23 protein-coding genes are annotated in these 26,690 nt (G+C 40.0%); 12 read left to right on the plus strand and 11 right to left on the minus strand.

Annotated elements, in window-relative coordinates:
• Nucleotides 1-185: 185 nt before the first annotated feature.
• The 7 genes from QXL17_05765 (at nt 186) to glgP (ending at nt 8,432) form a co-directional block, all read left to right on the plus strand.
• The gene (locus QXL17_05765) at nt 186-425 is read left to right on the plus strand and encodes an Lrp/AsnC ligand binding domain-containing protein (protein ID MEM4258642.1); all 240 of its coding nucleotides are present in this window, start codon (nt 186-188) and stop codon (nt 423-425) included.
• Between the two features lie 4 nt (nt 426-429).
• Nucleotides 430-1,665: an Lrp/AsnC ligand binding domain-containing protein gene (locus QXL17_05770; protein ID MEM4258643.1), complete on the plus strand. Its 1,236-nt coding sequence runs from the start codon at nt 430-432 to the stop codon at nt 1,663-1,665.
• Between the two features lie 72 nt (nt 1,666-1,737).
• Entirely contained in the window at nt 1,738-2,844 is a 1,107-nt protein-coding gene (locus QXL17_05775) for an aminopeptidase (protein MEM4258644.1), read from the plus strand.
• Between the two features lie 91 nt (nt 2,845-2,935).
• Entirely contained in the window at nt 2,936-4,729 is a 1,794-nt protein-coding gene (locus QXL17_05780; GenBank protein ID MEM4258645.1) for a NosD domain-containing protein, read from the plus strand.
• Between the two features lie 92 nt (nt 4,730-4,821).
• Nucleotides 4,822-6,255, plus strand: a complete 1,434-nt coding sequence (gene purF, locus QXL17_05785) for an amidophosphoribosyltransferase (protein ID MEM4258646.1) — start codon at nt 4,822-4,824, stop codon at nt 6,253-6,255.
• Nucleotides 6,256-6,299: 44 nt separating this feature from the next.
• Nucleotides 6,300-6,602: a transcriptional regulator gene (locus tag QXL17_05790; protein ID MEM4258647.1), complete on the plus strand. Its 303-nt coding sequence runs from the start codon at nt 6,300-6,302 to the stop codon at nt 6,600-6,602.
• A gap of 117 nt (nt 6,603-6,719) precedes the next feature.
• On the plus strand, nt 6,720-8,432 hold the full coding sequence (gene glgP, locus QXL17_05795; protein MEM4258648.1) for an alpha-glucan family phosphorylase: 1,713 nt from the start codon (nt 6,720-6,722) through the stop codon (nt 8,430-8,432).
• Here glgP and QXL17_05800 read toward each other — a convergent pair.
• From QXL17_05800 to pyrF, 5 genes are all read right to left on the minus strand, one after another.
• On the minus strand, nt 8,420-10,273 hold the full coding sequence (locus tag QXL17_05800; protein ID MEM4258649.1) for an amylo-alpha-1,6-glucosidase: 1,854 nt from the start codon (nt 10,271-10,273) through the stop codon (nt 8,420-8,422). The genes glgP and QXL17_05800 overlap by 13 nt on opposite strands.
• A gap of 45 nt (nt 10,274-10,318) precedes the next feature.
• A complete protein-coding gene (locus QXL17_05805; GenBank protein MEM4258650.1) occupies nt 10,319-11,563 on the minus strand; it encodes a glycosyltransferase family 4 protein in 1,245 nt (414 codons plus the stop codon).
• Between the two features lie 57 nt (nt 11,564-11,620).
• On the minus strand, nt 11,621-12,808 hold the full coding sequence (locus QXL17_05810) for a glycoside hydrolase family 57 protein (GenBank protein MEM4258651.1): 1,188 nt from the start codon (nt 12,806-12,808) through the stop codon (nt 11,621-11,623).
• Nucleotides 12,805-13,920, minus strand: coding sequence for a glycosyltransferase family 4 protein (locus tag QXL17_05815; protein ID MEM4258652.1), 1,116 nt, complete (start codon nt 13,918-13,920; stop codon nt 12,805-12,807). The genes QXL17_05810 and QXL17_05815 overlap by 4 nt, the downstream gene beginning before the upstream one ends.
• 639 nt (nt 13,921-14,559) lie before the next feature.
• A complete protein-coding gene (pyrF, locus tag QXL17_05820) occupies nt 14,560-15,372 on the minus strand; it encodes an orotidine-5'-phosphate decarboxylase (GenBank protein ID MEM4258653.1) in 813 nt (270 codons plus the stop codon).
• A gap of 92 nt (nt 15,373-15,464) precedes the next feature.
• Between pyrF and QXL17_05825 the strand changes: the two genes are divergently transcribed.
• The 3 genes from QXL17_05825 (at nt 15,465) to QXL17_05835 (ending at nt 19,578) form a co-directional block, all read left to right on the plus strand.
• Complete coding sequence (locus tag QXL17_05825; protein ID MEM4258654.1) at nt 15,465-16,535, plus strand: glycosyltransferase family protein; 1,071 nt, start codon at nt 15,465-15,467, stop codon at nt 16,533-16,535.
• Between the two features lie 108 nt (nt 16,536-16,643).
• The gene (locus QXL17_05830) at nt 16,644-18,467 is read left to right on the plus strand and encodes a hypothetical protein (GenBank protein ID MEM4258655.1); all 1,824 of its coding nucleotides are present in this window, start codon (nt 16,644-16,646) and stop codon (nt 18,465-18,467) included.
• A 13-nt stretch (nt 18,468-18,480) separates the two neighbouring features.
• On the plus strand, nt 18,481-19,578 hold the full coding sequence (locus QXL17_05835; protein ID MEM4258656.1) for a glycosyltransferase family 4 protein: 1,098 nt from the start codon (nt 18,481-18,483) through the stop codon (nt 19,576-19,578).
• A gap of 135 nt (nt 19,579-19,713) precedes the next feature.
• Here QXL17_05835 and QXL17_05840 read toward each other — a convergent pair whose 3' ends face one another.
• Nucleotides 19,714-20,664, minus strand: coding sequence for a radical SAM protein (locus QXL17_05840; GenBank protein MEM4258657.1), 951 nt, complete (start codon nt 20,662-20,664; stop codon nt 19,714-19,716).
• Between the two features lie 163 nt (nt 20,665-20,827).
• Between QXL17_05840 and QXL17_05845 the strand changes: the two genes are divergently transcribed.
• Nucleotides 20,828-20,992 (plus strand): zinc finger domain-containing protein, encoded by a 165-nt coding sequence (locus QXL17_05845; protein ID MEM4258658.1) that lies wholly within the window; start codon nt 20,828-20,830, stop codon nt 20,990-20,992.
• Between the two features lie 21 nt (nt 20,993-21,013).
• Nucleotides 21,014-21,286 carry an elongation factor 1-beta gene (locus QXL17_05850; protein MEM4258659.1) on the plus strand — a complete coding sequence of 91 codons (273 nt, stop codon included), beginning with the start codon at nt 21,014-21,016 and terminating at the stop codon, nt 21,284-21,286.
• Here the strand turns inward: QXL17_05850 and QXL17_05855 are convergent.
• The 5 genes from QXL17_05855 to QXL17_05875 form a co-directional block, all read right to left on the minus strand.
• Entirely contained in the window at nt 21,283-21,978 is a 696-nt protein-coding gene (locus QXL17_05855) for a winged helix-turn-helix transcriptional regulator (GenBank protein MEM4258660.1), read from the minus strand. The two genes, QXL17_05850 and QXL17_05855, sit on opposite strands and share 4 nt — an antisense overlap.
• Before the next feature lie 63 nt (nt 21,979-22,041).
• Nucleotides 22,042-23,760, minus strand: a complete 1,719-nt coding sequence (locus QXL17_05860; GenBank protein MEM4258661.1) for a glutamate--tRNA ligase — start codon at nt 23,758-23,760, stop codon at nt 22,042-22,044.
• Nucleotide 23,761: 1 nt separating this feature from the next.
• On the minus strand, nt 23,762-24,745 hold the full coding sequence (locus QXL17_05865; GenBank protein MEM4258662.1) for a polyprenyl synthetase family protein: 984 nt from the start codon (nt 24,743-24,745) through the stop codon (nt 23,762-23,764).
• Nucleotides 24,720-25,781 (minus strand): type 2 isopentenyl-diphosphate Delta-isomerase, encoded by a 1,062-nt coding sequence (gene fni / locus QXL17_05870; protein ID MEM4258663.1) that lies wholly within the window; start codon nt 25,779-25,781, stop codon nt 24,720-24,722. Before fni ends, QXL17_05865 begins: the two co-directional genes overlap by 26 nt.
• The gene (locus QXL17_05875; protein ID MEM4258664.1) at nt 25,778-26,557 is read right to left on the minus strand and encodes an isopentenyl phosphate kinase; all 780 of its coding nucleotides are present in this window, start codon (nt 26,555-26,557) and stop codon (nt 25,778-25,780) included. Before QXL17_05875 ends, fni begins: the two co-directional genes overlap by 4 nt.
• Nucleotides 26,558-26,690 lie beyond the last annotated feature (133 nt).

A 26,690-nucleotide genomic window follows, 5' to 3' on the forward strand; every position in this document is an offset into this window, starting at 1 on the left:
GAAAAAATCTGTAAAAAAGCTTGTTGAATTATGATTTTTTCTGTTTGCTGTGCGTGATTCTCACAGCAAAATGAGACGTTATGCTGAATTTATGGATTCATTTCGGGATGTAGCCATTTTTATAGATACTTTTATAATAGGTAGCATCATTCGCCGTCAGAACAATAGAAAAAAGGTGATACAAGATGATTAGCGCCTATATCCTTATAACTATGAAACCAGGAAATGTTGACAAAGCAATTAAAGAAATGCGGAAAATCGAAAACGTCGCAAAAATATCAGTTGTCGCCGGTGAATATGATATCGTCGTCAGGGCGCAGGTCAAAAACCTTGAAGATCTCCTTGAAGTCACCGACAAACTACAAACCATTGAGGGGGTTAACAAAACCACAACCCAGATTATTGAAAAAGAAATAACGCTCTGATACCATGATTATCCGCAAAAAATATTTACTATACAGTCTTGCAATAACGTCCTCGTTCATCGCTGCAGCGGTCACCGCCCTCGACAGCATCATTATTAAAAGTTTTATTCCAAACGCTTGGGCGTTTTCACTTGCCTTGTTTCTCGTCGGACTTGTCGCCACGTTTATCCTTGGAGCTATCCTTTCGATACCGTACCGTAAAAAGAGTATCGGGTCTTTTATTGACCCGTCGTTCAAACGACTTCGGATGATAACAAAAAAAGAACTCACCTTGCATCTCGGTGCAGGTCTGATGAACGGGATGAATACGGTTGGATACTGTGTTCTCATCTCACTGGTATTTGACCCTTCAGTTCTACTCTCATTTCAACAAATCGTCATTTTATATCTATTAATGATTGAATCGTTTACCGAAAAAAACATACCAACCCTTGCAGAGGTACAATCATCAATGATTGTGACCTTTGGAGCAATCCTTGCTTCGATCAGCCTACAAGGAGAAATCAACCTTGAATCACTCCTCATAGTGTTTCTGCTCCTAAATCCAACCTGGGCGCTCTTTTCCATCTTTCAACGAAAACTCAAAACCATGCGCCTTCAAGGAAAACTCAATGATTCAATCAATATACGTTTCTGGAACGTTTTGTTTTCATTGATCTTTACCTTCCTTATTATCTTCATATGGGATACGTTCAATGGAACCAACTACATCATTGAAGGAATCACTGCGTCTGTCACATATTTCCCATGGATATTTTTAACGATGAGTACAACATTTTTTGCCTATGTACTCTTCATTCGATCTCTAGGACTTGGCAATGCAAGTGTCAACAATGCAATCCGATCATCAACCATCATCTTCGCACTCCCCTTCTCAATAATCTTAACGATTATGGGCATCTTTACCTTTGATACCGATCCAGTGATGATCATCATCAAAATCATTGGCATGATCATGATCGTGCTTGGTATCATCTCATTTGCCCTCACCGTTGTCAAAGCCTATATCTTCATCATACTCAAACCAGGATTCAAACGAAAAGATGTTATCAATAAACTCTGGAATATCCCTGGGGTATCCCATGTATCTGCAACTGCAGGAAAATACGACTTCATCGTCAAGGTATCAACCCGCACCCTCGTCAAAGGCTATGAACGAATCATCAGACGAATCGATGACATTGAAGAAGTAGAAAGCTACAAATGGAACTCAGTTCTCAAAGACTGGGAAAACATATAACTAAATGAGCATGCATACGAAGGGATAAACTATATCACCCTGTCGTCATATACTTCTTTTAGTGAAATACATATGGATGATGTTCGACTTGAAAAATTTGCAAACATTCTCATCAACCACTCATTAAAACTCCAGAAAAACGACCTGTTCGTTATTTCAGGTGCACCAGCAGCAACCCCGCTCATCAAAGAGGTTTACAAACAAGCATTACAAGTAGGTGCCCATCCCTACCTCCGCATAGGGCTCCCTGGTCTTGCTGAGATCTACTACACGTACGCCTCAGACAAACAACTCAGATATGTATCACCGATCGAAAAATATGAGATTGAACATATCGATGCACGACTTACAATTCTCGCACCTGAAAATACAAAAAGCCTAACAAATGTTGATCCAAAAAAACAAGCTCTCAGCAGTGTTGCCCATCAAGAAATTCATGATATATTCTTACATCGATCTGCAAAAAATCAACTCCGCTGGTGCCTCACCCAATATCCAACCAATGCTGCAGCACAAGACGCAGAAATGTCACTCGACGAGTACGAAGATTTTATCTTCCAAGCAGCTCACGTCCACGAAAAAAAACCTATCAGCTACTGGCAAAACGTCTTTCAACATCAGGAAAAAATACGAAAACTCCTGCAAACAAAAAAGAAACTCCATATTGTTGCTAAAGATACTGATCTCACCGTTTCAGTAGCAGGAAGAACCTGGATAAATTGCTACGGGCGACACAACTTCCCAGATGGAGAAGTATTTACCGGGCCACAAGAAACAAGCGCAGAAGGACACATCAGCTACTCATTTCCTATCTCCCATGGCGGCAGAGAAGTCGATGGCGTCAAACTCTGGTTTTCCAAAGGGAAAGTCGTCAAAGCCTCTGCATCAAAAGGAGAAACATTTCTCAAATCAATGATAGCTATGGATCAAGGATCATCCTACATCGGAGAGTTTGCCTTTGGATTAAATAACGGCATTAAAAAACATACAAAAAACACGTTATTTGACGAAAAAATTGGAGGAACAATCCACATCGCCCTCGGGAGCGGATACCCAGAAACCAGGAGTACAAACAAATCAAGCCTCCACTGGGACATGATGTGTGATCTGCGTAAACACGGCGAAGTGTATGCTGACAACGAACTCATCTACAAAAATGGTAAATTCACAACACTGTGAAAAACCAGGAAATATTTATATAGAGATATTAATATAACAAAACACCAGAAGAAAATCAACTACGTATCGATTTTTAACGGGAGGAAAAATAATGCAAAGAAAAAAACTCAGAAGCAACCTATTGCAAGCAGCTATAGTCATTAGTATCCTCACATCGTTTATGATTCCTGGAGTTGCGCTTCAACAATCTCTAGAAAAAGAACATACCAGTATGCCACACCTCCACCCAACCATCATCGCTACCACCATCTACGTTGATGACAGTAACACGGCGGGACCTTGGGATGGAAGCCAAGATCATCCTTACCGATACATCCAAGATGGCATCGATCATGCAACCGCAGGTGATACCGTATTTGTCTTCAACGGAACATATCCTGAGAACATCGACATACCAAAAGCCATACTATTAACCGGTGAACATCCTGAAACAACCATCCTCGATGGAACAACAACAGAAAGTGTGATCAGAATCACAGCACATGGCGTCACCATTAAAAAATTCACCATCAAAAACAGCGGTTCAAATCCAAACCATGCTGGCATCTATATTCTTACACAAAATAATATCATCACTGAAAATATTCTTATCAAAAACTCAAAAGCACTGCACTTTCTTGAAACAGCAAACACTGTTTTCTACAATACGTTTATTGAAAATACTCTCGCAGCAGAAGGATTACCAACCAATACGTTGTATAAAAACTACTGGGATGGATATAGTGGCACTGATGCAAACGAAGACGGCATTGGCGATACACCCTACGAAATCACCAGTGGCGGGCTCTCTGACACCTTTCCTTTAATGCATCCGTACGGATCAATCACCAACATCAATACCAAAAAAATCTTTTTCACCATACAACACGCAATTTCAGATTGTACGACCACCCAAGGACATACCATCTTTGTCAAAAAAGGACTCTACACCGAACATATCACCATCCATAAATCTCTTACTCTTATCGGACAAGAACCACAAAAAACAGTGATCGATGGGCGCACACAAGGCACCGTTGTTTTTATCTGTGCAAATGATGTTTCTCTTTCAGGATTCACGGTTCAAAATAGCGGAACCGATATTACCAATGCTGGTATTATCATTCAGTCAGACAAAACCACCATCACCAACACCATACTTACGAACAACTTCCATGGAATCTATCTGAAACTTTCTGCAGATCACAACACCATAACCACTACACTCATTACCAATAATACTTGGAATGGGATTTATATCAAGTCGTCAGCTGCTGATGGAAACACCATCTGTGAAAATATAATCAAAAATAATGGATACGCAGGTATCGGTATCAGTGACTCATCCTACAACAAAATATACCACAATACCTTCATCGGTAACACCCATCAGGCATACGATACCGGTAATAATCTCTGGGATAACGGGCATCCAAGCGGAGGAAACTACTGGAGTGATTACACCGGTATAGATGCAAACGGCGATGGCATCGGTGATACACCATATGCAATCCCTAATGGTATCAACAGGGATCGATATCCACTGATTGAACCCTACGGCAGCGGTGACACAACAGCACCAACCATCTCAATCGTTTCACCAACCCATGGGCTCTACCTCCGAGGGCATCAATTGTTTGAATCACTACTTAAAAAACGGATACTAATCATCGGTGATATCACCATACAGGTTGCTGCAACTGACAGCAGATCAGGTATCAATCGAGTTGAGTTCTACCTTGATAACAACCCAACACCAGTAAAAATAGCATACCAGGAGCCCTACCAGTGGATCTGGACAAAAAATCCAAAGCCACTCAAACATAAACACATCATCACTGTTGTCGCCTTCGATAACGCTGGTAATTTTAACATGGCAGCAATACTTGTCCGGAAATACTTCTGAAGAAGATTTCGCACCAAACTCCATTCTTATCAGAAAGAGTGGGCATGATAAATCTATAAATAACCTTTGTTCATTCCCCTTTCATTATAACTATGTGCGGAATCGTTGGTATTATTGGGGATAAACCGGTTTCACAACTTATCTATAAAAGCCTTTTTGCCTTGCAACACCGAGGACAATCCTCAGCAGGAAAACTGACGTATGATGGAAACATCCACATTACTAAAGATGCAGGACATGTTCGTGATATTTTCAACGAAGAAAAAAAAATAAGCACACCAGGAAACGTTGGACTTGGTCATACCCGATATTCAACTGCTGGGATGGATGATGTTGAATCTTTGAAAAAAAATGCACAACCAGAATACCTAGTCAACCCGTTTCTTGCCGCAGTTCACAACGGCAATATTTACAACTGCTCAGAAATAATTAGAAACACACATCGGAAACCGAGAACAGAATGCGATATTCAATATCTCCTCCTCCCCATGGCTGATTATCTCCATAAAAAAGAAATAAACCCAGGTGTTATTTTTGAAGCATGCAACAGCGTCATGCAACATGTGAAAGGAAGTTATTCTGTGTTATTTCTTGCTGATTCTGGGGATAAACCATATCTCTTTGCGATGACCGACCCAAGAAAAATCAGACCTCTTGCTCTGGGAAAAAAAGATGGAATGTACTGTTTTGCTTCTGAAACAAGAGTGTTCAAGAAAATAAACTTTGACTATGTCAAAGACATCCCTGGAGGAACTGCGGTGATCATTGATCAGGAAGGAAATATCTATGAAAAACAGCTCGTTAAAAAACAAGAACTTCCCTGTATGTTCGAATTTGTCTACTTCGCAAAACCAGATTCACGAATCAACGGTCGATCAATTCATAAGGTACGAGATGAAATCGGACGACTTCTAGCCCGCGAACATCCTGTTGAAGCAGACATGGTGATCCCTGTCCCTGAATCGGGACGACGATACGCACTTGGCTATTCACGAGAGTCAGGCATCCCGATCGACGAAGGCATCATGAAAGATAAAACTGAACGATCCTTTATTCAACAAACCCAAGAGGTTCGTGAACAGCTCGTCGACGAAGGATTATCCTACATCCGTTCAGTTCTCGAAGGACAACGAGTTATCCTCCTTGACGATTCGATTGTACGAGGGACAAATATTAAAAAAATCATCCGCGGTATTAGAAACGCCGGTGCAACCGAAGTTCATGTCCGCATAGGATGTCCACCGCTCATCGCTCCCTGCTACCTCGGTATTGACATGCGGAGTAGAACAGAATTTATCGCACGAGACAACCAGGGAAACATCAAAGATGTTGAAACAATTGCACGAGAAATCGGTGCAGATAGCCTTGGATACATCAGTCTCGATGGACTCAGAAAAGCAATCGGATTAGCCATCTGTAAGGGGTGTATCCAGTTCCCCGACGGATATCCTCCTGAAATGCACAAAGACGTACAACAATTATTTTCCAAAGATCATCAAGGCGTCAGAGCATATGAATGTGACTAAATACAAAAAAAAGGATAAACAAGCTAAAACTCTGTTTTTACCATATGATTGAAATTACAGCTGGGACACTAGAGGAACATATCATACGTCTCTTACAAAAAAAATACCCTATAACAGTCAAACAAGTACAACAACATCTCCATATATCCAACCAACGACTTATGCGCATATTACTTAAATTTCAAACACAAGGAGTTCTCAGACTTGAACCCCTCTCAGATACCATGTACATTAGATTACTTCGACATGATTTTTTGTTCATTGGAAAAACAAAACATCAGAAATCAGAAACACACACAGCAAACACTCAAGATGACAAGCAGCATGGATCGTTCATGTATCAATAACAAAACACGACTCGACGGAGAAAACAAGGCAAAAAAAAGATAATCCTAATAAAGAACCTCACTATTTCTCACATGTGAAGAAACTTTATTAGTTTCTCATTGATACGGATTGGTTATATGGAAGCGGTTGGTGCGGAGATCAATCAAAATCATATTAGCGAAATACGAAAAGCAAACGGCAAACCAAAAATTGCATATTTTTCCATGGAAATTGGCATTAATGAACGTATTCCAACCTACAGCGGTGGCCTTGGGATACTTGCTGGAGATACCTTGAAATCCTGTGCAGATTTGAACGTTCCAATCGTCGGCGTAACTCTTCTATCAGAAAATGGATATTTCTACCAACGTATCGATGACCATGGAAATCAAATCGAACTGCCATTTAATTTCAACATTGAAGATTACCTCACGTTACTACCCAGTAAAACAATGGTGACCATTGAAGGACGAAAAGTAGGTATTCGGATCTGGCACTATTTAATCAGAGGAGTAAGCGGCTATGTTGTCCCTGTTTTCTTCCTTGACACCAACCTGCCTGAAAACAGTGAACAAGATCGAGAAATCACCAAATATCTCTACGGCGGTGACAACCGATACCGACTCATGCAGGAAATTGTCCTTGGCATCGGCGGTGTCCGAGCTCTTCAAGCACTCGGATATAAAACCATTGACAAATATCATATGAATGAAGGACACGCAGCACTTGGAACTCTAGAGCTGTATCGACAGTACAAAGATGTGGAAAAAGTCCGTGAACAGTGCGTATTTACCACGCATACTCCTGTTGCAGCAGGGCATGATCAATTTGACATTAACCTTGCACGGACCCTGCTTACAGATATGCTCCCAGATGTACTTCTCAAAGATATCACGTTCGAAAATAAACTCAATATGACACGTCTTGCACTCTACTTCAGCCATTATGTAAATGGAGTGGCAAAAAAACACGGAGAAGTATCACGAATGATGTTCCCAGGATATTCAATTGATTCAATTACCAATGGCGTACATTCAGCAACCTGGGTGTCAGAACCATTTGCACGACTCTTTGATCAATATCTCCCAGGGTGGCGTTCAGATCCCTATTCACTTCGAGCAGCGTTCAGCATCGACAAACAAGACCTCTGGAAGGCACACATGGAAGCAAAACAACGACTCATCGACTTTGTCAACAGCCGCTATAATACAGGACTTAATTATGACCATTTCACCATCGGATTTGCCCGACGACAAACAGCCTACAAACGCCCTGAACTTCTCATATCAGATCCGGAACGGCTCATGCGTATCGCTGACAAAGCAGGACCAATTCAAATTATCTATGCAGGGAAAGCACATCCAAAAGATATCTCTGGAAAAGAATCAATCAAAAAAATATTCCATGTGATGAAAACAATCCAAGGAAAAGTAAAAATTGCTTTCATTCATAATTATGATATCAGCATCGCAAAACTCATGACGTCGGGCGTCGATCTATGGCTCAACACACCTCGTCGACCGCAGGAAGCATCTGGTACTTCAGGGATGAAAGCAGCCCATAACGGTGTTCCGCAGTTTAGTACCCTTGACGGTTGGTGGATCGAAGGACGCATTGAAAATATTACTGGCTGGGCGATTGGGACTCGAAAATCCAATGAGCGGGAATCTGATGATGAAACCGACCGCAATGAAATGTATGACAAACTTGAAAACTGGATTATTCCAAAGTTTTACAAAGATCGTGACAACTGGATTCGAACTATGCGGAGCTGCATAGCAATCAATGCTTCGTTTTTTAATACCAACCGCATGATCCAACAATATGTACTCAACGCTTATTTCATGTAAGCTTCCGCATAGGGAGGTTGTTTGTTTTCAATATCCTCAACCCATGCTCGAAGAATCTCTGCGACACTCCATGCTTGACTGATACATCCCTGTGGCAAAAACGGTGAATTACCATCAAAAATCTCATAGATGGTTCCATCCCAGTTTTCCCCAAAAATATCAAGCATCGGTTCAAGAAACTCATGATATGCTTGGAGTCGTGCTTGGTGAGATCGATGGTTGATTTTTATATATGCTGTGATAAACGGGCCCAGGAGCCATGGCCACACCGTACCATTATGATACGCGAGATCCTTATTATACGACCCGAGGTAGTTTCCAAGATATCGTGAATCATCTGGAGAGAGTGTTCGCAAACCAAATACGGTGAGAAGTTTTTCCTGTACTAAAGAAACAATACGTTGGGCGAGTTGTTGATCAACCATTGAAAAGTCAAGTGAAACGAGAAAAACACAATTTGGCCGCAGCGATGTATCCTTGGTATCAATGACATCATAGATTTGATCGTAGCTTTGAAGAAAATTAAGTTTCACCTGGTCTGCTTTTTCAGAGTAATGATCAGGTTTTTTAAGCACCAAAGCAAACATGCTCATAATCCGTAGGGCGTTGTACCATAACGCCTGAATTTCTACAGCTTTACGCGACCGAGGTGTAGGATAATAATCACCGATTTTTACATCCATCCAGGTTAACCCAGGATTATGACCGATGAGAAAATCATCATGCATACAAATTCCAAAATCAGTTCCTCTGCAGTAATGCTCAATAATCGAATCCATGGTTCTCCAAAGACTCTGCAAGATACTGACATCATTAGTATATTTCAAATATTGATACACCCGATCAATAAACCATAGCGATGCATCAACAGTATTATACACCGGCTGAGAATCCCGATCCATGAAGGTGTTTGGAATTAACCCGTTTCGACAAAATTTACCAAAATTGAGAAGAATTTCTTTTGCTTCGAAAAAACGACGAGGGATCAAAGTGATTCCTGGGAGAGCAATGAGGGTGTCTCTTCCCCAGTCGCTAAACCAATGATATCCTGCAATGATTGATTTCCCCTCTCCCTTTTTAACTAGAAATTGATCAGCAGCAAGAACCAACGGGGTAAACCGATCAGCAAGATAACTCTGCTGGATAAGCGATTTTTTTCTTTTAAGTTCTTCTTGAAAGACAGATTCTGGATTTTGAATAGGCTCTGGCTCAATACTTAACACTAGATAATATGTACTTGGTTCGGTAATCAATTTTGAAAAATCTCCAAGATGCATAGCGTTATCAATCCATGCATCATTGCGTATCCGATCCTGATCATAATAGAAGACTTCCCAGTAAAAATCAGGATGATATGTAAAACCATCAACCTCAATAGAAATCCACCGATCAGTATTATCTGGCTGAACAGAAATCCTCTGTTCATCGATCTGATGGTGAAGTGACAACGACCGCTGTTTTGTTGTATCATACAGATGCCGTGAATTGACCACAGGGTGATGTAGCATTGTTACTGGCTTTTTTGGAATGATTCGATATCGGATCAACGTGGTATTTTTTTCATGCTGCATAAAGAAGGTTTTTTTGAGATGAAGTATGCCATCGATATCATAGACAAATGAAGGAAAAATATCAAAAACGAAACGTCCTCGATAGTTGTGGAGATCATAGAGCTGAGAACCTATACGGAAAAAATCATGAACGTTACTCACAAAGACCCACCGTTGTGTCGGCGGATCAAGACTTGCAATGAGCAAACCATGATATTTCCGAGTATTTGTCAATTTATATGAAAGTGATGCATAGCCGCCGAGGCCGTTGGTAACAATCCATTCTCGCATAGCTTTCAGTATGAATCAATATTGAAGCATCTTCATCTTATGATGTTATCGTGCAAATTCTTGATAAATATCCAAAGTTCTCTTCGTTACTGAATCCCAGCTGAATACCTCTAAGACTCGCTCTCGACCAAGCCTACCCATCTCCTTTCCCTTATCAGGAAGCATTAACACCTGCTTGATGCCCCAGGCAATATCTTCAGGGCTGAACGGATTGACATGGATCCCACATCGTTTATCTCCAGTTGAAATGATCTGTTCACGCATGCCATTTGTACCACGAGCACCACAAACCACTGGTTTTGCCATTGCCATCGCCTCAGTACACACAATCCCAAATGGTTCATACAGCGAGGGAAACACTGCTACATCTGACGCAGCATAAAATTTAATACGTTCTAGTTCACTGACAAACTCATTCTTAAAGATCACTTTATCTCGGATACCGAGTGTGTCTGCGATGTACCGAAGTTCCCCTTCCATATCACCTATTCCGAGGACGACTAACTTTGTCTGTGGAAACTCCTGCAAGACCAACGGCAATGCCCGAATGAGCTTATCAACTCCTTTAACGGTGACCAGCCGACCGACAAACAACAGCATGGTTTCATGATCAGCAATACCGTACCATCGTCTGAAATTCATCCGATCCTCCTGCGAGATGTTTGAAGGATTATACTTGTTCGGATCAACGCCGTTCCAGCAGACCCGTATTTTTTCATGGGGAAAACCAAGTTTCACAAGTTCATCTGCCATAGCATAGGAAACAGTAATAACACCATCAGCAATCTGTCCGCCTTCATATTCAATATCTTTGATGGTATGTGATCCTCGACCAACTGAACGACCAACCTCAGTTGAATGCACATGAAATATCAACGGTGTACCTGTTTCTTTTTTGGCAATGCTACCGGCCATTACCCCAAGCCAATCATGAGCGTCAATGATGTTGAATGACCGTCCGTTTTTCCGAATGAGAAGATTGACACACTGCGATGCAGAGATAATATTATAGCTTAACACATCTGCAAAGAATTTGAAATTTGGGCCCCAAGATTTTAGCTCATGATCAACACAGAGAAAAAATGTTGATGTTAAATCAAGCGTCTGCGGTCGGTAGACTTCAACACCGTTTATTGTTTCTGAGGTCGGAAGCCTATTACCTGGATTAAGTGAAAACACGGTGACCTCATGTCCAAATGCATGCTGTTTCTGAGTTATCTCAGTTGCAAATGTTCCCAGACCACCATAGATCACCGGTGGGTACTCCCAAGAAAAATGAACAATCTTCATAGGTTTAAACTCCTCACCACAGCTCCTGAATCTCGAGATAGCTATATACTAATTTTCCTATTTCATGGCCTTCTGTTTCAAATCCTGCAAAATATTCATATAATTAATAAAACCATCATAGGGAATCTCATAGGGGCTGAAATACGCATGCACCGCACCATCTTCAAAGCCTTTTGTGGAAATATAATATAGATGATCTGAGGTTTGAAGGAGTCTCCAGGTGTACAATAAATCTTCATCTTTTTTCTTCCGAAGCAGTTTACCGATTTCTTTAAGTTCATTGAAACATGCAATCTGCATGTTATTTCCAAGCCAGGTTGAAACGTCACGATCTGCATCTGCCCATGAGATCGCCCAAGGGACATCAATTTCACCAACTGGTTCATACCGTTTCACAGCATCGCTAACCGTGACAAAATCAAGGTTCTCATGTTTCAATATCTCTCCAGGGAGATGCTGGAGGAAATCAAAGATACCGGTATCAGCCCATTGATGTTCACCAAAGGTTTCATAATCCATGAACAAGTTGATCAGATCACCATGACATTGCGACATCCAATGTGCATATTTATCTGCTGTTAACGGGTATCCCTGCCATTGTTTTGCGGAAAAACGAAAACCAACATCATCGCTGAGCATATAGTTCCGCATTAAGATTTTAATGTTCCCGTTTTTTGGTTTGTAGATATAGTTTGGTGATCGCCAGTCAAGAATTTTATCAGCACCCTCAGTAAGGATGCCTTTGTATCCCATTTCTTCAACTTTTTTTCCAATCCGATTGTCATAGATCGCCTCAGTGTTCCGGAATACTTTTGGTTTGTAGTTAAACAACCGTTTAATCATGTCTCGATGCATTTTCACCTGATCTTCAAATTCATCTAAATCATCATACAAACTTGAAAGCGAGTGAAAATAGGTCTCCTCAATAAAATCAACTGCACCGGTTTCAAAAAGTTCTTGGAAACTTTCAATGATCTGCGGCATGAACAGTTCACAGTATTCAATAAAGGTCCCAGTTAAACTATACGATATGCGAAATTTACCATCATATTTTCTTACGAGATCGAGAAGCAAATTATTCGTTGGAAGATAACATTTATTTGCTACTTTTTCAAAAATCGCCCGGTTTTTATTATGATCAAAATACGAGGCATACGTATCAGTACATGCTCCAATATTAAAAACTGAAAAACGATTCAATCGAACCGGCTGGTGTACCTCAAAATACAAACATATCGATGTCATACTTCTGCTACCTCGTTATAGACGTCAAGTGTGCGAGACGCAACACGTTCCCAGGTAAATAAATCTATCTCTTGTTTTGAATGTTCTACCATGGTCGTCCGTAACGGAGGGTAGCGCAATAATGCAATAATTTTATTTGCCATCTCATCAGTATCCCAAAAATCAACTTTGAAGCAATTTTTAAACACCTCAGAAACACCAGATGCTTTTGAAACAATCGTTGGTGTTCCTGCAGATATCGCTTCAAGAGCGGTAATCCCAAAAGGTTCACTGACAGAAGGCATCACATACACATTCGCTATCTTATAAATATGTTTAACCTCTTCTTCAGAAAGTTTTCCGGTAAAAATCACCTTATTTGCAATACCGAGATCTACCGCTTGATTGATCAATCGCGGTAGCATATCACCAGTTCCAGCGATGACAAAACGGGTGTCTTCTTTTTCAAGAACTTTTTTTGCAGTTTTAAGGAAAAATTCTGGTCCTTTCTGAAGCGTAAGTCTACCTAAAAATAAAACAAGATTCTTTTTCTCACCTTCACCAATGGGAAAAACAGCATTGTGAATAACATGAACTTTTTCAGAAGGAATACCATATTTTTCAACTATGATCTTTTTTGTAAAATTACTTACTGCTATGATAACATCGGCTTGCATCATTCCTTCTTTTTCAATATCAATAAACCACTGATTCGGGTAAATCCATCCTGACCGGTCATACTCTGTTGAATGTACGGTTAAAACAAGAGGGATGCCTAGTTTGTGTTTGAGAGCAACGCCTGCTTTGATGGTCAACCAATCATGACAATGGACCAGATCATAGGTTCCCTTAACTTTTTGAACCAAGAGGTCATTATATCGGTAGACACAATCAAAAAATTTTCCAGCAAGTTCTTTATCATCAGGTCGATCATAGGGAAACACGTCAGTTTCTCCAACCTCAATAATACGGAGATTCTCACGATCACTTTTCACCCGCTTTTTTGTTTTTGGCATATAGAAATCTATATGAACTCCTTTATCTGCAAGACCTTGAGTCAAACCATAACAGTGGGTTCCAAGGCCACCAACTTTGAAGGGGGGATATTCCCACCCAAGCATTGCTACTTTCATCGAACTGCTTCCTCACCTCTCGGGTATCACGTTCATAATATGGGTAGAGATACTATGACGCTGACCTACAATAGTTTGAATTTCTCCTATCCACTGATGATGTGTTGTTTGCGGCGTAAAACCAACCTCGTAGCTATATAGTTTTCGTTTTTTTTAATTGCTGTTTTTTACTTTTTGGTAGAACAGCCTCCCAATATCCAACTTCAATATATCGAAAATGTTACGATATATATTTTTGATGGAATAGTTGTCACAGTATATGAACAACCACATATTGTAATATATTTCAGGGTTATAATCTTTATCCAAAAAAACCAAAAAAAACGAATAAAAAAATCCGTAATATGTCGCTGTCACCCACCATGATACTCCATAGAGGGTGTTCGTGAAACAGTATCTCAAATTGCAGCAGTGAAACACCATTCCACTTCATATCGCGACATGGCTATATGACATCGAGGTTATCCTCTTAGTCATCTCTTGACAGTACGTCGGTTCGATCAAAGAGGGACCCTATTCGACATCATTTTTTGTACCCTTGATCTTGCCGATCCAATCATACTCTCATGGACCTCTTCGTATCAAGGGATAAACGACCTAATGGAAAAAAGAGGTTAATTAACATTTCGTAGGGAGAAGCTATCTGTAGTTATTGATTGATGATCGAAGATGTTCTGCTGCAGTTCGTGCTGCATCAGAAAAATGTTCATCACGTCCAGCATACAATATATCTCTTGAGGAGTTAATAATCGCCATCGTTTTTTTTGAGTTGACCCCATAGACTACAGTTTTTTCGATATCACCTCCTTGTCTGCCAATTCCAGGGATGAGGAGTGGTATATCATCGCCAAGGATTGCTCTGATTTTTTTAAGTTCTTCAGGATAGGTTGCCCCCACAACAGCACCACAGGTACCTTGAGTATTCCACTGTTTAATTTTCTGAGCAACGATTTGGTAGAGCGGTTGTGACCCAACGATCAAATCTTGGAATTCACCTGCAGACGGGTTTGACGTACGGCAGAGAATAAAACTGCATTTATCTTTGTAGGCAAGAAACGGCGCAACACTGTCAAAACCTAGAAAAGGGTTGACCGTAGTTGCATCAGCACCAAACTTGTCAAAAATCGCTGATGCATATTTTTCTGCAGTGTTACCAATGTCATTTCTTTTCCCATCAAGGATGACGATGACATCTCGTGGAATATACTTAATGGTTGCTTCTAACAACTGGTAGGCATGTTTTCCTAATGTTTCATAAAAAGCCATATTAAGTTTGTAAGCGCAGACTAAATCTTTAGTTGCATCAATAATCGCCTTATTGAACGAAAGATACGGATCTTTTTCTGTATGATGCAAAAAAGCTGGAATCTTATCTTGATCGACATCAAGACCGACACAGAGAAGACTGTTCTGAGTATGAATAGCATTGAGTAATTTCTCACAAAACATCATATCACATCAAACAAACGAGATGGCATCGTATGTATAAAAATGTTGTATCCACTAGATATTTAATATCTCGATGATTACCTCCACCGTTGAATATGAATATCATTTATGGCATATGCTCATGGGGCCTTGGTCATGCAACAAGATCTTTACCCGTGATTCGACAACTGCTCAAAGAAGACAACAAACTCACGGTGATATCACATGGACGTACTCTTGAGTTGTTGAAAAAAGAACTCAAGGATCAAGTGGATTATTATGCGATCCAGGATTACCCACTCGTGATTTCAGAAAACACAAGACAGATGCTTGCAAAAAGCATGCTGTATTGGCCGGTGTTCATACATCGGATTGAATCAGGGTTGCGGAGCTTACAAAAAATCTTGGAAGAAAAAAAATATGATTGCATCCTTTCTGATGCACGCTATGATATGTATAGTAAAAAAATCCCTTCATATTTTATCTCACATCAGATGCGCATTATGAATCCTTTACGGATGAAAATATTAGAGAATGGCAGTGAACTGTTCAACCAGTTTTTTTTTCAAGATAGATTCAAAAAAGTTATCGTCCCTGATTATGAAACCGATGATCTCTCAGGAGACCTCTCACATAATCTGAAAAAAATCAATGAAAAACAACTTCACTATGTTGGTGTTCTCTCGGATTTTCAAAAGAAACAAACCAAAAAAGATATTGATTATTTTATTTCTATTTCAGGACCTGAACCACAACGAACCTTATTTGAAAAAAAAATAATGTCACAACTTGACACACTCCAGGGAACCATTGTAGTAAGCCTTGGCAAAACAGAAAACATACACCACCAGCAAAATGATACTACAACCATTTATTCGTATCTTAAAAAAGAAGAACGAGAAGAGGTATTCAATCGAACAAAACTCGTTATCTCACGGTCAGGATATTCAACAATTATGGATCTTGCTGTCCTTGGTATCCATGGTCTGATGATTCCAACCCCAGGTCAAATTGAACAAGAATATCTCGGGCATTACCACACTACGAAAAAAACATTTTATTCAGTCGGACAGAACAATCTTGATTTAGCAAGAGATAGTAAATATGCTCAAAAAACAACAGGAATCACACGAACCTGTGATGTTTCAAAAACTGTAGAAGCAATCATCAGACTCATTACCTACTAACAAAAAAGATGCGAACGGTTTTGAGTTAAAAACTACTATTTTTATATAGACGATGAAAGTATACTGCCGTGTTTTCCTTACTGATCATCTATGCATTGCGGAAAAAACATGCTCAAAAATATACTGAAAAAATGGTACATTTCGTTGCCGATAGTTACCGGTATTGCACTTATACTCAGACTTCTCCCAGCATGGTTGAATCCTGCATGGGGTTGTGATTTCGGAATTTACTATGGACTGACCAACGCTTTTGTACAAACCGGGGAGCTATTCAACGACTACACAGGATGGGGAGATTCATATCAATATTTTCCGATACTCTACAGCATCACAGGTATCATACACTGGATAACTAATATTGATATCATTGTTCTCATGCCGAAAATTGCACCGATTTTTGGTGGTTTATCTGTTTTTGTTTTTTATTTTGTTGCCTATGGGTTACTCAATGATCAGAAAAAAGCATTACTTGCGAGTTTGTTTCTCGCAGTTCTCCCATTCCATGTGTATCAGACAAGCCATGCATCACCACTTACCTTCGGTCATTTCTTTATGACACTTTGCCTGCTTTTCTTTATTAAATTCAGAAAAAAACAAATCTATATCGTTCCGTTGATGATTTCAACCATCCTGTTGATCATGTCGCACCATCTGACCACTTATTTTTATCTTATTTCATTAATCGGCATTGTTTTTATGGAAAATTTTATGATCAGGCAGTGGACGTATTCGATTCGAAAAGACATCTTTTATATCGCAGTGGCAAGTTGCTGTATTTTTTCGTATTGGATGTTGATTGCAACACCAGTATATCATAGTTTTATGCGGCTTGAACTCTCACTCGGTGGTATATCATTCCATTCTTTTTGGCTGATCATTCTTTTTTATCTCGGCTGGATACTGCTGTTCATAAGTATCATAGTAAAACGCCGTCTGAATCTGTTTAAAGAAAAAAAAGCATTAACCGCACAACAAGCAGCCTTTCGCGTCATCGCAACACTAAGTGTTTCCATTACTGCAATGCTGTTTTTCACTTTTACAAAAATGCCATGGACGAACTTTGCATTCACCCCGGTATCATTAATCTATGCGCTTCCATTGATTCTTGTTGTTGGTTTTGGTGTTGCAGGTTTCCGAGCGACTCGATTCATCCAACATGGTTACTTTATCCGAGGTTGGCTCTGTGCTATTCTCGTATCACTGTTCTATGGTATTGTGACCAATAGTACTCTACTGTATCCAGATCGGCATTTTGAATATCTTATGGTACCTCTGAGCATTATTGCAGTATATGGCATCAACACTGTCTTTATGAGTACTGAAACAAGTTCTAAATCGAATCAAAAACACATGAAAAAAACGTTTTCATTTAAAAAAGTATTTCACAGCTCTTTTCTAACCACAAAACGAAAAGGAATGTATATCGCCGTTATCTTGCTACTTGTCAGTGCGAATGCGGTTTCAGTCTATCCTGGTTTTGAATCGCTAAACGCTGCAGATGAAACAATAACCTATCAAGATTTAGCAGCACTTGATTGGATGAGTAACAATCTTTGTCAAAACATCACGGTTATTGCTTCTGATCATCGACTTGCACGACTCGCTGAAGCATCAGGTTTTGCAACAACCAACGACGATGCATATCTTCTCTGGATCTGCGTAAATCTATCCGAGTATATCGATGAGCTTTGTGCGACTGGTAAAAACTATTCACAGATAACCCATATACTCATTGACGATATTATGAAAGATAAGGTTGTTCATGTTGGACACGGTGATATTTATTATATGACCAATGCATCGTATGAAAAATTTTCCGCTGAACCATTTGAACGAATTTATCGAAATGAATCGTCTGATACTGTGCCGAATCGTTGGGTTGAAGTGTATGCTGTTAATTGGACGTGGATTCATCAACAGTATCAGATATGATGGCTGAAAACCTATGAAGATCGCTGAAATTACAACCTATAAAGAAGGTGGTATATACACCCATGTTACTGAACTTGCAAGAAATCTACATTTACCGGTGATTCTTGTTACCGGTAATTCAAAAAAATCAGGGTATGAACAAGAAGACGACTTCACGTTCTATCATGTTCCCTGTTTGTTTTCTTTTTTCGACATCTATTTTATTAACCCTCCGGGATCGTTTCACAAAGTGTATCAAGAAATCAAACAGCAACAGGTAGAGTTACTTCATATCCATGGACCGTTATTTACCTTTGGCGGAGGACTCTTACGAAAAACAGGCATACCAAAGGTTCTGACAACACACTACATCCTTGAGTTTAAAGGAAACCGCCTGCTTAGTTTTATGTATCGTATCATTATCCGTCTGGTGACGAAATCTATGGCACAACTGGTCGACAAAATTATCTGTGTCAATGAAGAATACCTCCATATTTTTCAGCAGTGGGGCATTGAGAAAGAAAAAATGGTGTATATCCCAAATGGTGTCGACACCGAAAAATTCAGCCCGGGTGTTTCACATATTAAAGAAAAACTCAAATGTCGTCATCTCGTCGTTTTCTGGGGTCGTCTCGGATATCAAAAAAACATCCAACTCCTCATCAAAGCATTTCAACGCTGTACGACATCGGATACCAAACTAGTTATTATCGGTAAAGGACCTGATCTAGCAAAATTGAAACAACTTGCAGCGAAAAACAAAAATATTATTTTTCTAGGATATCTCTCAGAACCTGACTTACTTGAATATGCTCGTGGTGCTGATGTTGCTGTTTTTCCGTCTCGAGGTGAAAGCTGGGGTTTAGTCATTGCTGAGGCGATGGCAATTGGGTTGCCTGTAATTAGTTCAAATGTCGGAAAAGCAGCTGAACTTCTCGGATCAGATCGGGGGCTTCTTCTCAACGTCGAAACTGAGGAAAACTTAGCTGCAATGATTGATTATGTACTTCAGCATAAAGAGTATGCGCAGGAGATGGGGAAACGAGCGCGAAGTTACATCGTCGATCACTATAGTTGGAAACAAGTCGCTGAACAAACAAAAAAAATATATATGACGTTACTTGACAAATAGTTATAATCCGCTTCTGCTATAGAGCTTTCTCAGCATTCTTTCTCGTTTTGTTTCATTTTTGATTTGACTGTTCAAAAACTGTACTCTTTTGGTAAAAAACAAAAAAATGTCGATTGGTTGACCAAATACAATGTGTTATTTAAATAGATATGGACTTAAGGATGATACAATCGACCAGGGCGAGGCAAACACATCAGTTGCAAAGTATTGATACCAACCACAGCTCCGGGTACATGCTTTCATATCATTGCGTGCTTGTTGTGCTTCAGGAGTCTTCAGAAACTCCATGAATGACCCTTCGGTGAAGTTGTACAATCGAGATCCAACTGTTCGGCAGGGATAGAATAACCCACCATCTGAATCAATGATAATTGATGATGGTGAACAACCATGGAGCATGTTGATGTTGTCGAGAAAACCTTTCGGTGTCGTAATCGTATTTGGATATTTGCGTTTTAATCGCAGGAGTTCTTGCCGGAACTCTACAGGGTTTGGATAATAATTATCGGTTCCATCAAGATGACATGCTGGCATCACGACCGTACGCGCATGAACCTCGTAGACGCGCTGTACTTTTTTTTCTAAATCATGCAACGTATCCTTCGTCACTACAATTTGAATGCAGATTTCAGGGCCATAACTTTGGAATTCTTCTAGACGATCAAAAAAATCAAGATTATCATGGCCTTCGTCAATGCTGATGTGGAGATAATCAATGTGTCTGCCGTATTCCTTCATCGGGCGTTTATCGAGTAGATGACCATTGGTAGTAAAAAAAAGATAAAATGGTTTCTGATGAGCATATTCAAGTATTTCGCCAAGATCTTTCCTTATCAATGGATCTCCGCCTTCAATACTAAGCACAATAATACTTGAATTTGCAATATTATCAATGACTTTGAACACCTGTTCCTTTTTCAGATCAGGAGTTTTCTCCATCCAGACGTTACAAAAACTACATTTCAAACCGCATTTATGGGTGATTTTAAAAGAAGCATAAAACGGGTAGATATTCTCCCGTGAAATAAAATTCAAAAATGCGTACCGAGCTGTTGAGACATATTTTTTCAAAGGGAGACGTTTCATAACATCACTGATAAGAGAGAAGAGTAACCTGTGCTAAAACATAAGGTTTTCTCCATGGATCATAGTTACAATTCCCTTTAGATAAAAAAGAAGTTAGTTTTATGATAATTTATCCCTAAGCAGAGGAGAAAGATTTAAAAAAGTCTGCTGAATGCCCTCTCCTATGAACAAAGCTGAAAAATGTATAAGCTGCGGCAAAGGTCTCCTTGAACAAGGATCAACAACGTTTCCTTGTCCAACCTGCGAAACAATCATCGGTCGATGCAGTGGATGCCGAGAGCAAAGCATTGATTATACCTGCCCGAAATGCGGCTTTCAAGGACCTTAAAAAAAGAGGTAGAGAAAAACTATGGGAGAAGTCATAGCACTGATTCGAATGATGCCTGATGGTGTTGTCAGCGATGACGACATACAAACCATTATGAATTCTGTTAAAGAAGCTATTAAAAAACCAGTTCGTCTCGGTCGAGTAGAAGTAAAAAATATTGCTTTTGGACTCCGGAGCGTTGATGTTACTGTAGCTGTCCCTGATTCAGAAGGAGGGCTTGATCCGATCGTCAACACGTTGTCAAAAATCAAAAAAATAGAAAGTGTGGAAGTTGTCGACGTCGGACGTATCTAGGCAGCAACTTTTTTCATTGAATATTCTTGATACAGTTCAAAAGCCTGAATTCCTGACTCTGTTGGATAATACACGGGATATGCAGAATTTGATGTGTCACCTTCAACAAGTTCAGCTTCGTACATCTTTTTTAAATGCCATTTCACCACATGATGATTCAACTCTAACGCATGAGCTATCTCAAGCAGATGTTTTCCTGGATGATCATAGAGATACTGCATGATTCTTCGAGCATTATCATTTCGAAGAATTGATTCTGCAACTGCACGCTGTCGTGATTCCAATCCACCCTCAACCAAATAATACACCTTTTTTCCACCAATCGAACGGCTGCGAACGAGATTTGTCTGTTCAAGTTTCCGAAGATGCCATGCAGCATTACTTGGTTTTAACGAAAGTTCGCGGGCAATCTCACGAAGATGAGAACCAGGATATTCATCAATATACTGATACAAATTTTTTCGAATCTCAGTATCAAGAACATTCTCTGGCGTGACATACTTTACCCCGCCATAAAAAAATAAAAAACCAAGAATAACTGCAATAACCGTAATAATTACTGCACCAGTTACGAGGAGACTGCTTCCTTCATCCGGTCTGAAGAAACTAGCGGCATTAACACTATTTCCAACAGAAATGAAAACAAAAAATAGCATTAACAGTACAGCTACTTTATTTCTTTGGTGCATCATCAAACCCATCCTTTTTGTTTGCATCCCTAATAATCAGGATAACATATAAGGGGTTAAAAAAGTTTACTTATGCGTAAAAAAACCAATGATCCGAGTATTTTGTTTTTCGATTCTGACAAAACCAAATCGTTCAAACTGAACAATGTCCCCAGTATTCAACAGTGCAACCATCGGCTCAGCATATCCAGATATTGTCGTCAAACTCTGAGGATTAAACTGATCGTTAACCAAAAGAGGACCAGGAATCTGAACAGTTATTTCAACATGCTCTGATGTTGTCCATTGAATCTTCGACGTCTCAGCAATCACTTCATCACCGGCATATGAACCAACAATACCGGTATCACTTTGCTTCTCAATACGAACGTTATACAATCCTTTCAACCGGAACAAATCCCCGATCTTCAACCGCAGAACATCGTCACGTTGGATAAAAAACGTCGAATCGGTATGCAAGACTCGTTCGCCTAAGTCAACCGAGGGATGGAATCGTAATACCACCTCACGAGCCGGTGCATCTTTCACGTCGAGTCGCACTGGATGTGGGACGAAGAAAAAACGTTTCACTTTAGGGTCAAGTATTTTTCGGTTAAAGGCTTCAACCATGCTGAAATCAACAACTGATTCCATCTTTGAGATTCCTTGTGAAAACACAAACTGCTTAATCGCCTCAGGGACAATACCACGTCGCTGCAACCCCCGCAACGTCGGCAAACGCACATCATCAAAACCAGATACTAAACCCTGGTCAATCAATGGTTTAATCTTTCGTTTCGACACAGGCATACCTTCAATTGAAAGGCGAGAAAACTCCATCAAATGTGGTGGTCTCAATTTCAATAACGACAGAATACGAAAATACACGGGATCGCGAAGCTCATATTCTTTGGTTCGAAAGGGATGAGTCACACCAGACAAGCTATCCTCAACAGCACCTGCAAAATCATACGTCGGCCAGACATGATATTTTGTCCCTGTTCGAGGATGCGGTGTGTCAATCACCCGAAACAATGTTGGATCTCGCATCGCAGTATTATCACTCCCAAGTTCACCATGTAACCGGAGAATAACTCCTTTATGCTCAGGAGACGCTAAGAGGTCACGCCATTCATCAACCATATCACCGCAACTTTTTTCTTTACAGCTACAAGCTTTTGAATGAAAACGACCTTCCTTGATCGCGTCAGGCGGACATCGGCAAAGATACGCATCTCCTTGCTGAATCAGTTGTTCAGCTAGTTTATAGTGCGTTTCAAGATTATCAGAGGTGCAATACTCATAATCCCAGCTGATTCCAAGCCAGGTGAGATCTTCTTTTTGAGCATCATAAAACTCAGCATCAACATTATCAGGGTTTGTATCATCAAACCGTAAAAGAAACCGCCCATCATACATCCGTGCATATTCATGATCAATGATTGCTGCTTTTGCATGACCTATGTGGAGATATCCATTTGGTTCCGGGGGAAATCGCGTAACTACTTTACCTTTTTCAGCAAAGGGAAGTTCAGGTAATGAAAAATCACGTTCTTTCTTCTCTCGAACGAGCAGCTCAGGAGCAATAGTTTGAAGTTCAGTAATCTGATCAGATAACTTCATCTGGTTGATCTCAGCAACAACAGCTCGAACAACAGGGATGATATTGTTTGGGGTAACACCACGCTGTTTGAAAACTGCAATCACTTTTCCTGCAACAGCTTTTTCATTAGCTTTGCCGTCAAACTGCACTGCATTCTGCAAAGCATATTTCCGGGCTTCATGCGTAATCTGCTCTACCGTCATACTAATAATCCCTTTGAATTGAATAATCAGCAACACTCGTTAAAATATCGCGAGTTGAAGATGGTTTGATTTTTTCTAATGCACTCTTTGCTTTTGCATTATATGTAAGTGCGGTTGTTTTTGCATACTCGACCGACCCTATTTCTCTGAACAACGCAAAAGCCTCATGAATATCTTCATCGGAGGCTTGTTGAAAACCGAAAATCCGAGCCAATCTTTTCTTCTGAGTTGTATCAGCATGCTCCAATGCATGTACCGCAATGAGTGTTTTTTTCCCGTTTCTGATATCATTCCCTATATCTTTTCCAAGAGTCTTCACATCACTGCTCATATCGAGATAATCATCCCAGATTTGAAACGATAACCCGAGATATACTCCAAAATCAGATAATGCTTGAACCTCTCTTGCTGATCCTCCACCAATCAAACCGCCACCATATGCTGCAAGTTTAAATAACACTGCTGTTTTTTTTGTAATCATTGAGAGATACTCTTGCTCGGTAACAATCGATCGTTGTTCAAACTCCATATCCTCTTGTTGACCTTCACAGACATCAATCACTGCTTGTACCAAACCTGCATGGAGTTTTTTGAAACAATCATACTCAACTGGTAACTCATGGAGTGCTTCAAACGCTTTTGCAAAGAGTAAATCACCAGCTAGAATCGCGGTCGGCTCACCGTACTTCACATGCACCGTTTCAACATTTCGGCGGAGTGCTGATTTATCCATAATGTCATCATGAACTAAGGTAAAATTATGCAGCAATTCTAAGGCAGCTGCAAATGGCAATGCATCTTCGGTTTTTCCCCCAACGCTTTCACAAGAAATCATGGTAAGAAATGGCCGTAAACGTTTCCCTCCACCTGATGGAAGATGTGCTGATGCCTGATATAATAGTACTGGCTTATGAGGGGAAAAAAACCGTTTCCAGTATGATTCAAAGATTGTTACCCGCCTATGTAGCTCGTGTTTGAGATCCATACTTCACTTCCACATCGGTAAGAGAACTTACCGTATCACACCCAACAAGAAACATACCACAGCGAAGCTCCTTAATTAAGATATCTATCTCATGTATAACTGTTTCTGCATCCTTCAACGCTGGTTTGAGTACACCGTGTGCAATACCAGCAGCATGAGCACCGAGCACCAATGCTTTTGTAACATCAAGACCGTTGCGAATACCGCCAGTAGCAATGATCGGAAGCCCCCAGTTTGTTGCCTTTCCCACCTGTAAAATACAATCAGGCGTTGGAATGCCCCAATCCCAAAACGTTAATCCCTTCCGCATATTGTACTTATCATTTTTAATTTTCGCACGATAATACTCCACTGCGGCAAATGAGGTGCCACCAGCACCACCAACATCAATACCTGCAATCTTCGTCCTGCTGTATAACTGCTCTGCAACCTTTCCGGAAATACCAGCACCACTCTCTTTGACTAAAATTGGGATGCTAAGTTCTTGGGAAAGCATCCCAATCATCTCAAGACATCCTTTCGCATGGGTCTCTCCTTCAGGTTGTACTGCTTCCTGCAGAAAATTCAGACATATTGCAAGCACATCAGCATCGATCATTCGAACGATGGTATCGACGTACTCCATGATTTTTTTCTTATCCCACAAAGCAATCTGGGATGCCCCAATATTTGCAATTTTTATTGGAATATCATACTTTTTAACAATTGCATATGTTTCCTCAAGCTTTGGGTTTTCAAGAGCGGCACGCTGTGAACCAACACCCATAGCAACCTGGAAACGTTCAGCAGCAATTGCAAGATTTTCGTTAATCTTTTTACCTTCTCTGTACCCGCCGGTAATCGCGGAAATCACCAGCGGTGCACCGAGCTTTTTCCCAAATAACTGAACACCTAAATCAATATCTTCTTCATTGACCTCAGGTAATGCATTATGCGCCAAATGAACATCATCCCAGTAATTATGATGAAAAGCAATATCTTCTGACACCGCGATCTGGATATGTTCTCTTTTTCGTTCTTCAGTAAGATGCATCATTTTTCACCACGAATATAGGTACAAACTGTTTTTTTATTAACTAAGATATCGTGCAACCGCTTATCTTTATTACCATTGACCAAAACAGTATCAATACCTAGTTTGCCAATCGCTGCGATAATATCAAGTTTTCCCTGCATTCCCTTCGTCACATCAGCATGTGTATCTGCGCCTGTCGAAAATGATTTGAGATTATGAACTGATGTTTCTTCAATAAATTGCGCGTTTTTCTCAAGTTTAGGATTCGCAGTAAACAGACCATCCTCATCGAATACAAAAACAACTTTTTCAGGTTTAAAATAATCTGCAAGAAGATACATCAATAAGTCCCCGGAGCAAATCGTACAGCCGCGTTTGGTATCAAGGACAACATCGCCAAAGGTAACTGGAATAAAACCATACTTCAAGTACCTTTGAAAAAAATAGAGGTTAACGTCTCCTGGTTTTTGATCAGATAATTCAAGAAAAACATGTGGTGGTAGTGAAACTACAGGAAGAGAATGTGTAAGAAAAACCTCAAGAATCATGGTATTCAACTTTTGAACCTTTTCAAGAGTTGCAACCATGCCATAGAGCTGTTTTTTATCTTGAAAACCATCCTTGAGATGATATTCTTTTGCTAGGATATGACCGAAAGAACCGGCACCATGCACAAGCATAACTTGCTGATCGGCAGTTTTTATTTCATACGCAAGACGATCAACAGTATTTTTCTTAAAAAAATATGGTTTCGATTTATCTGTAATAACACTTCCGCCAAGTTTTATGAGTATCATAGATATTACCCAACATATCTTGGGTTGTAAAAAAGGTTTTTCCATGTGTCATCGGTTAAGAACGTTTGAGTATAAATAAATGTATCCCATTCCTTCCTTTGGATGGGATATACTATGGGATGCAAAAAGAATC

The organism is Candidatus Thermoplasmatota archaeon, assembly GCA_038884455.1.
In the GTDB taxonomy this organism is placed as follows: Archaea; Thermoplasmatota; E2; order DHVEG-1; family DHVEG-1; genus JAWABU01.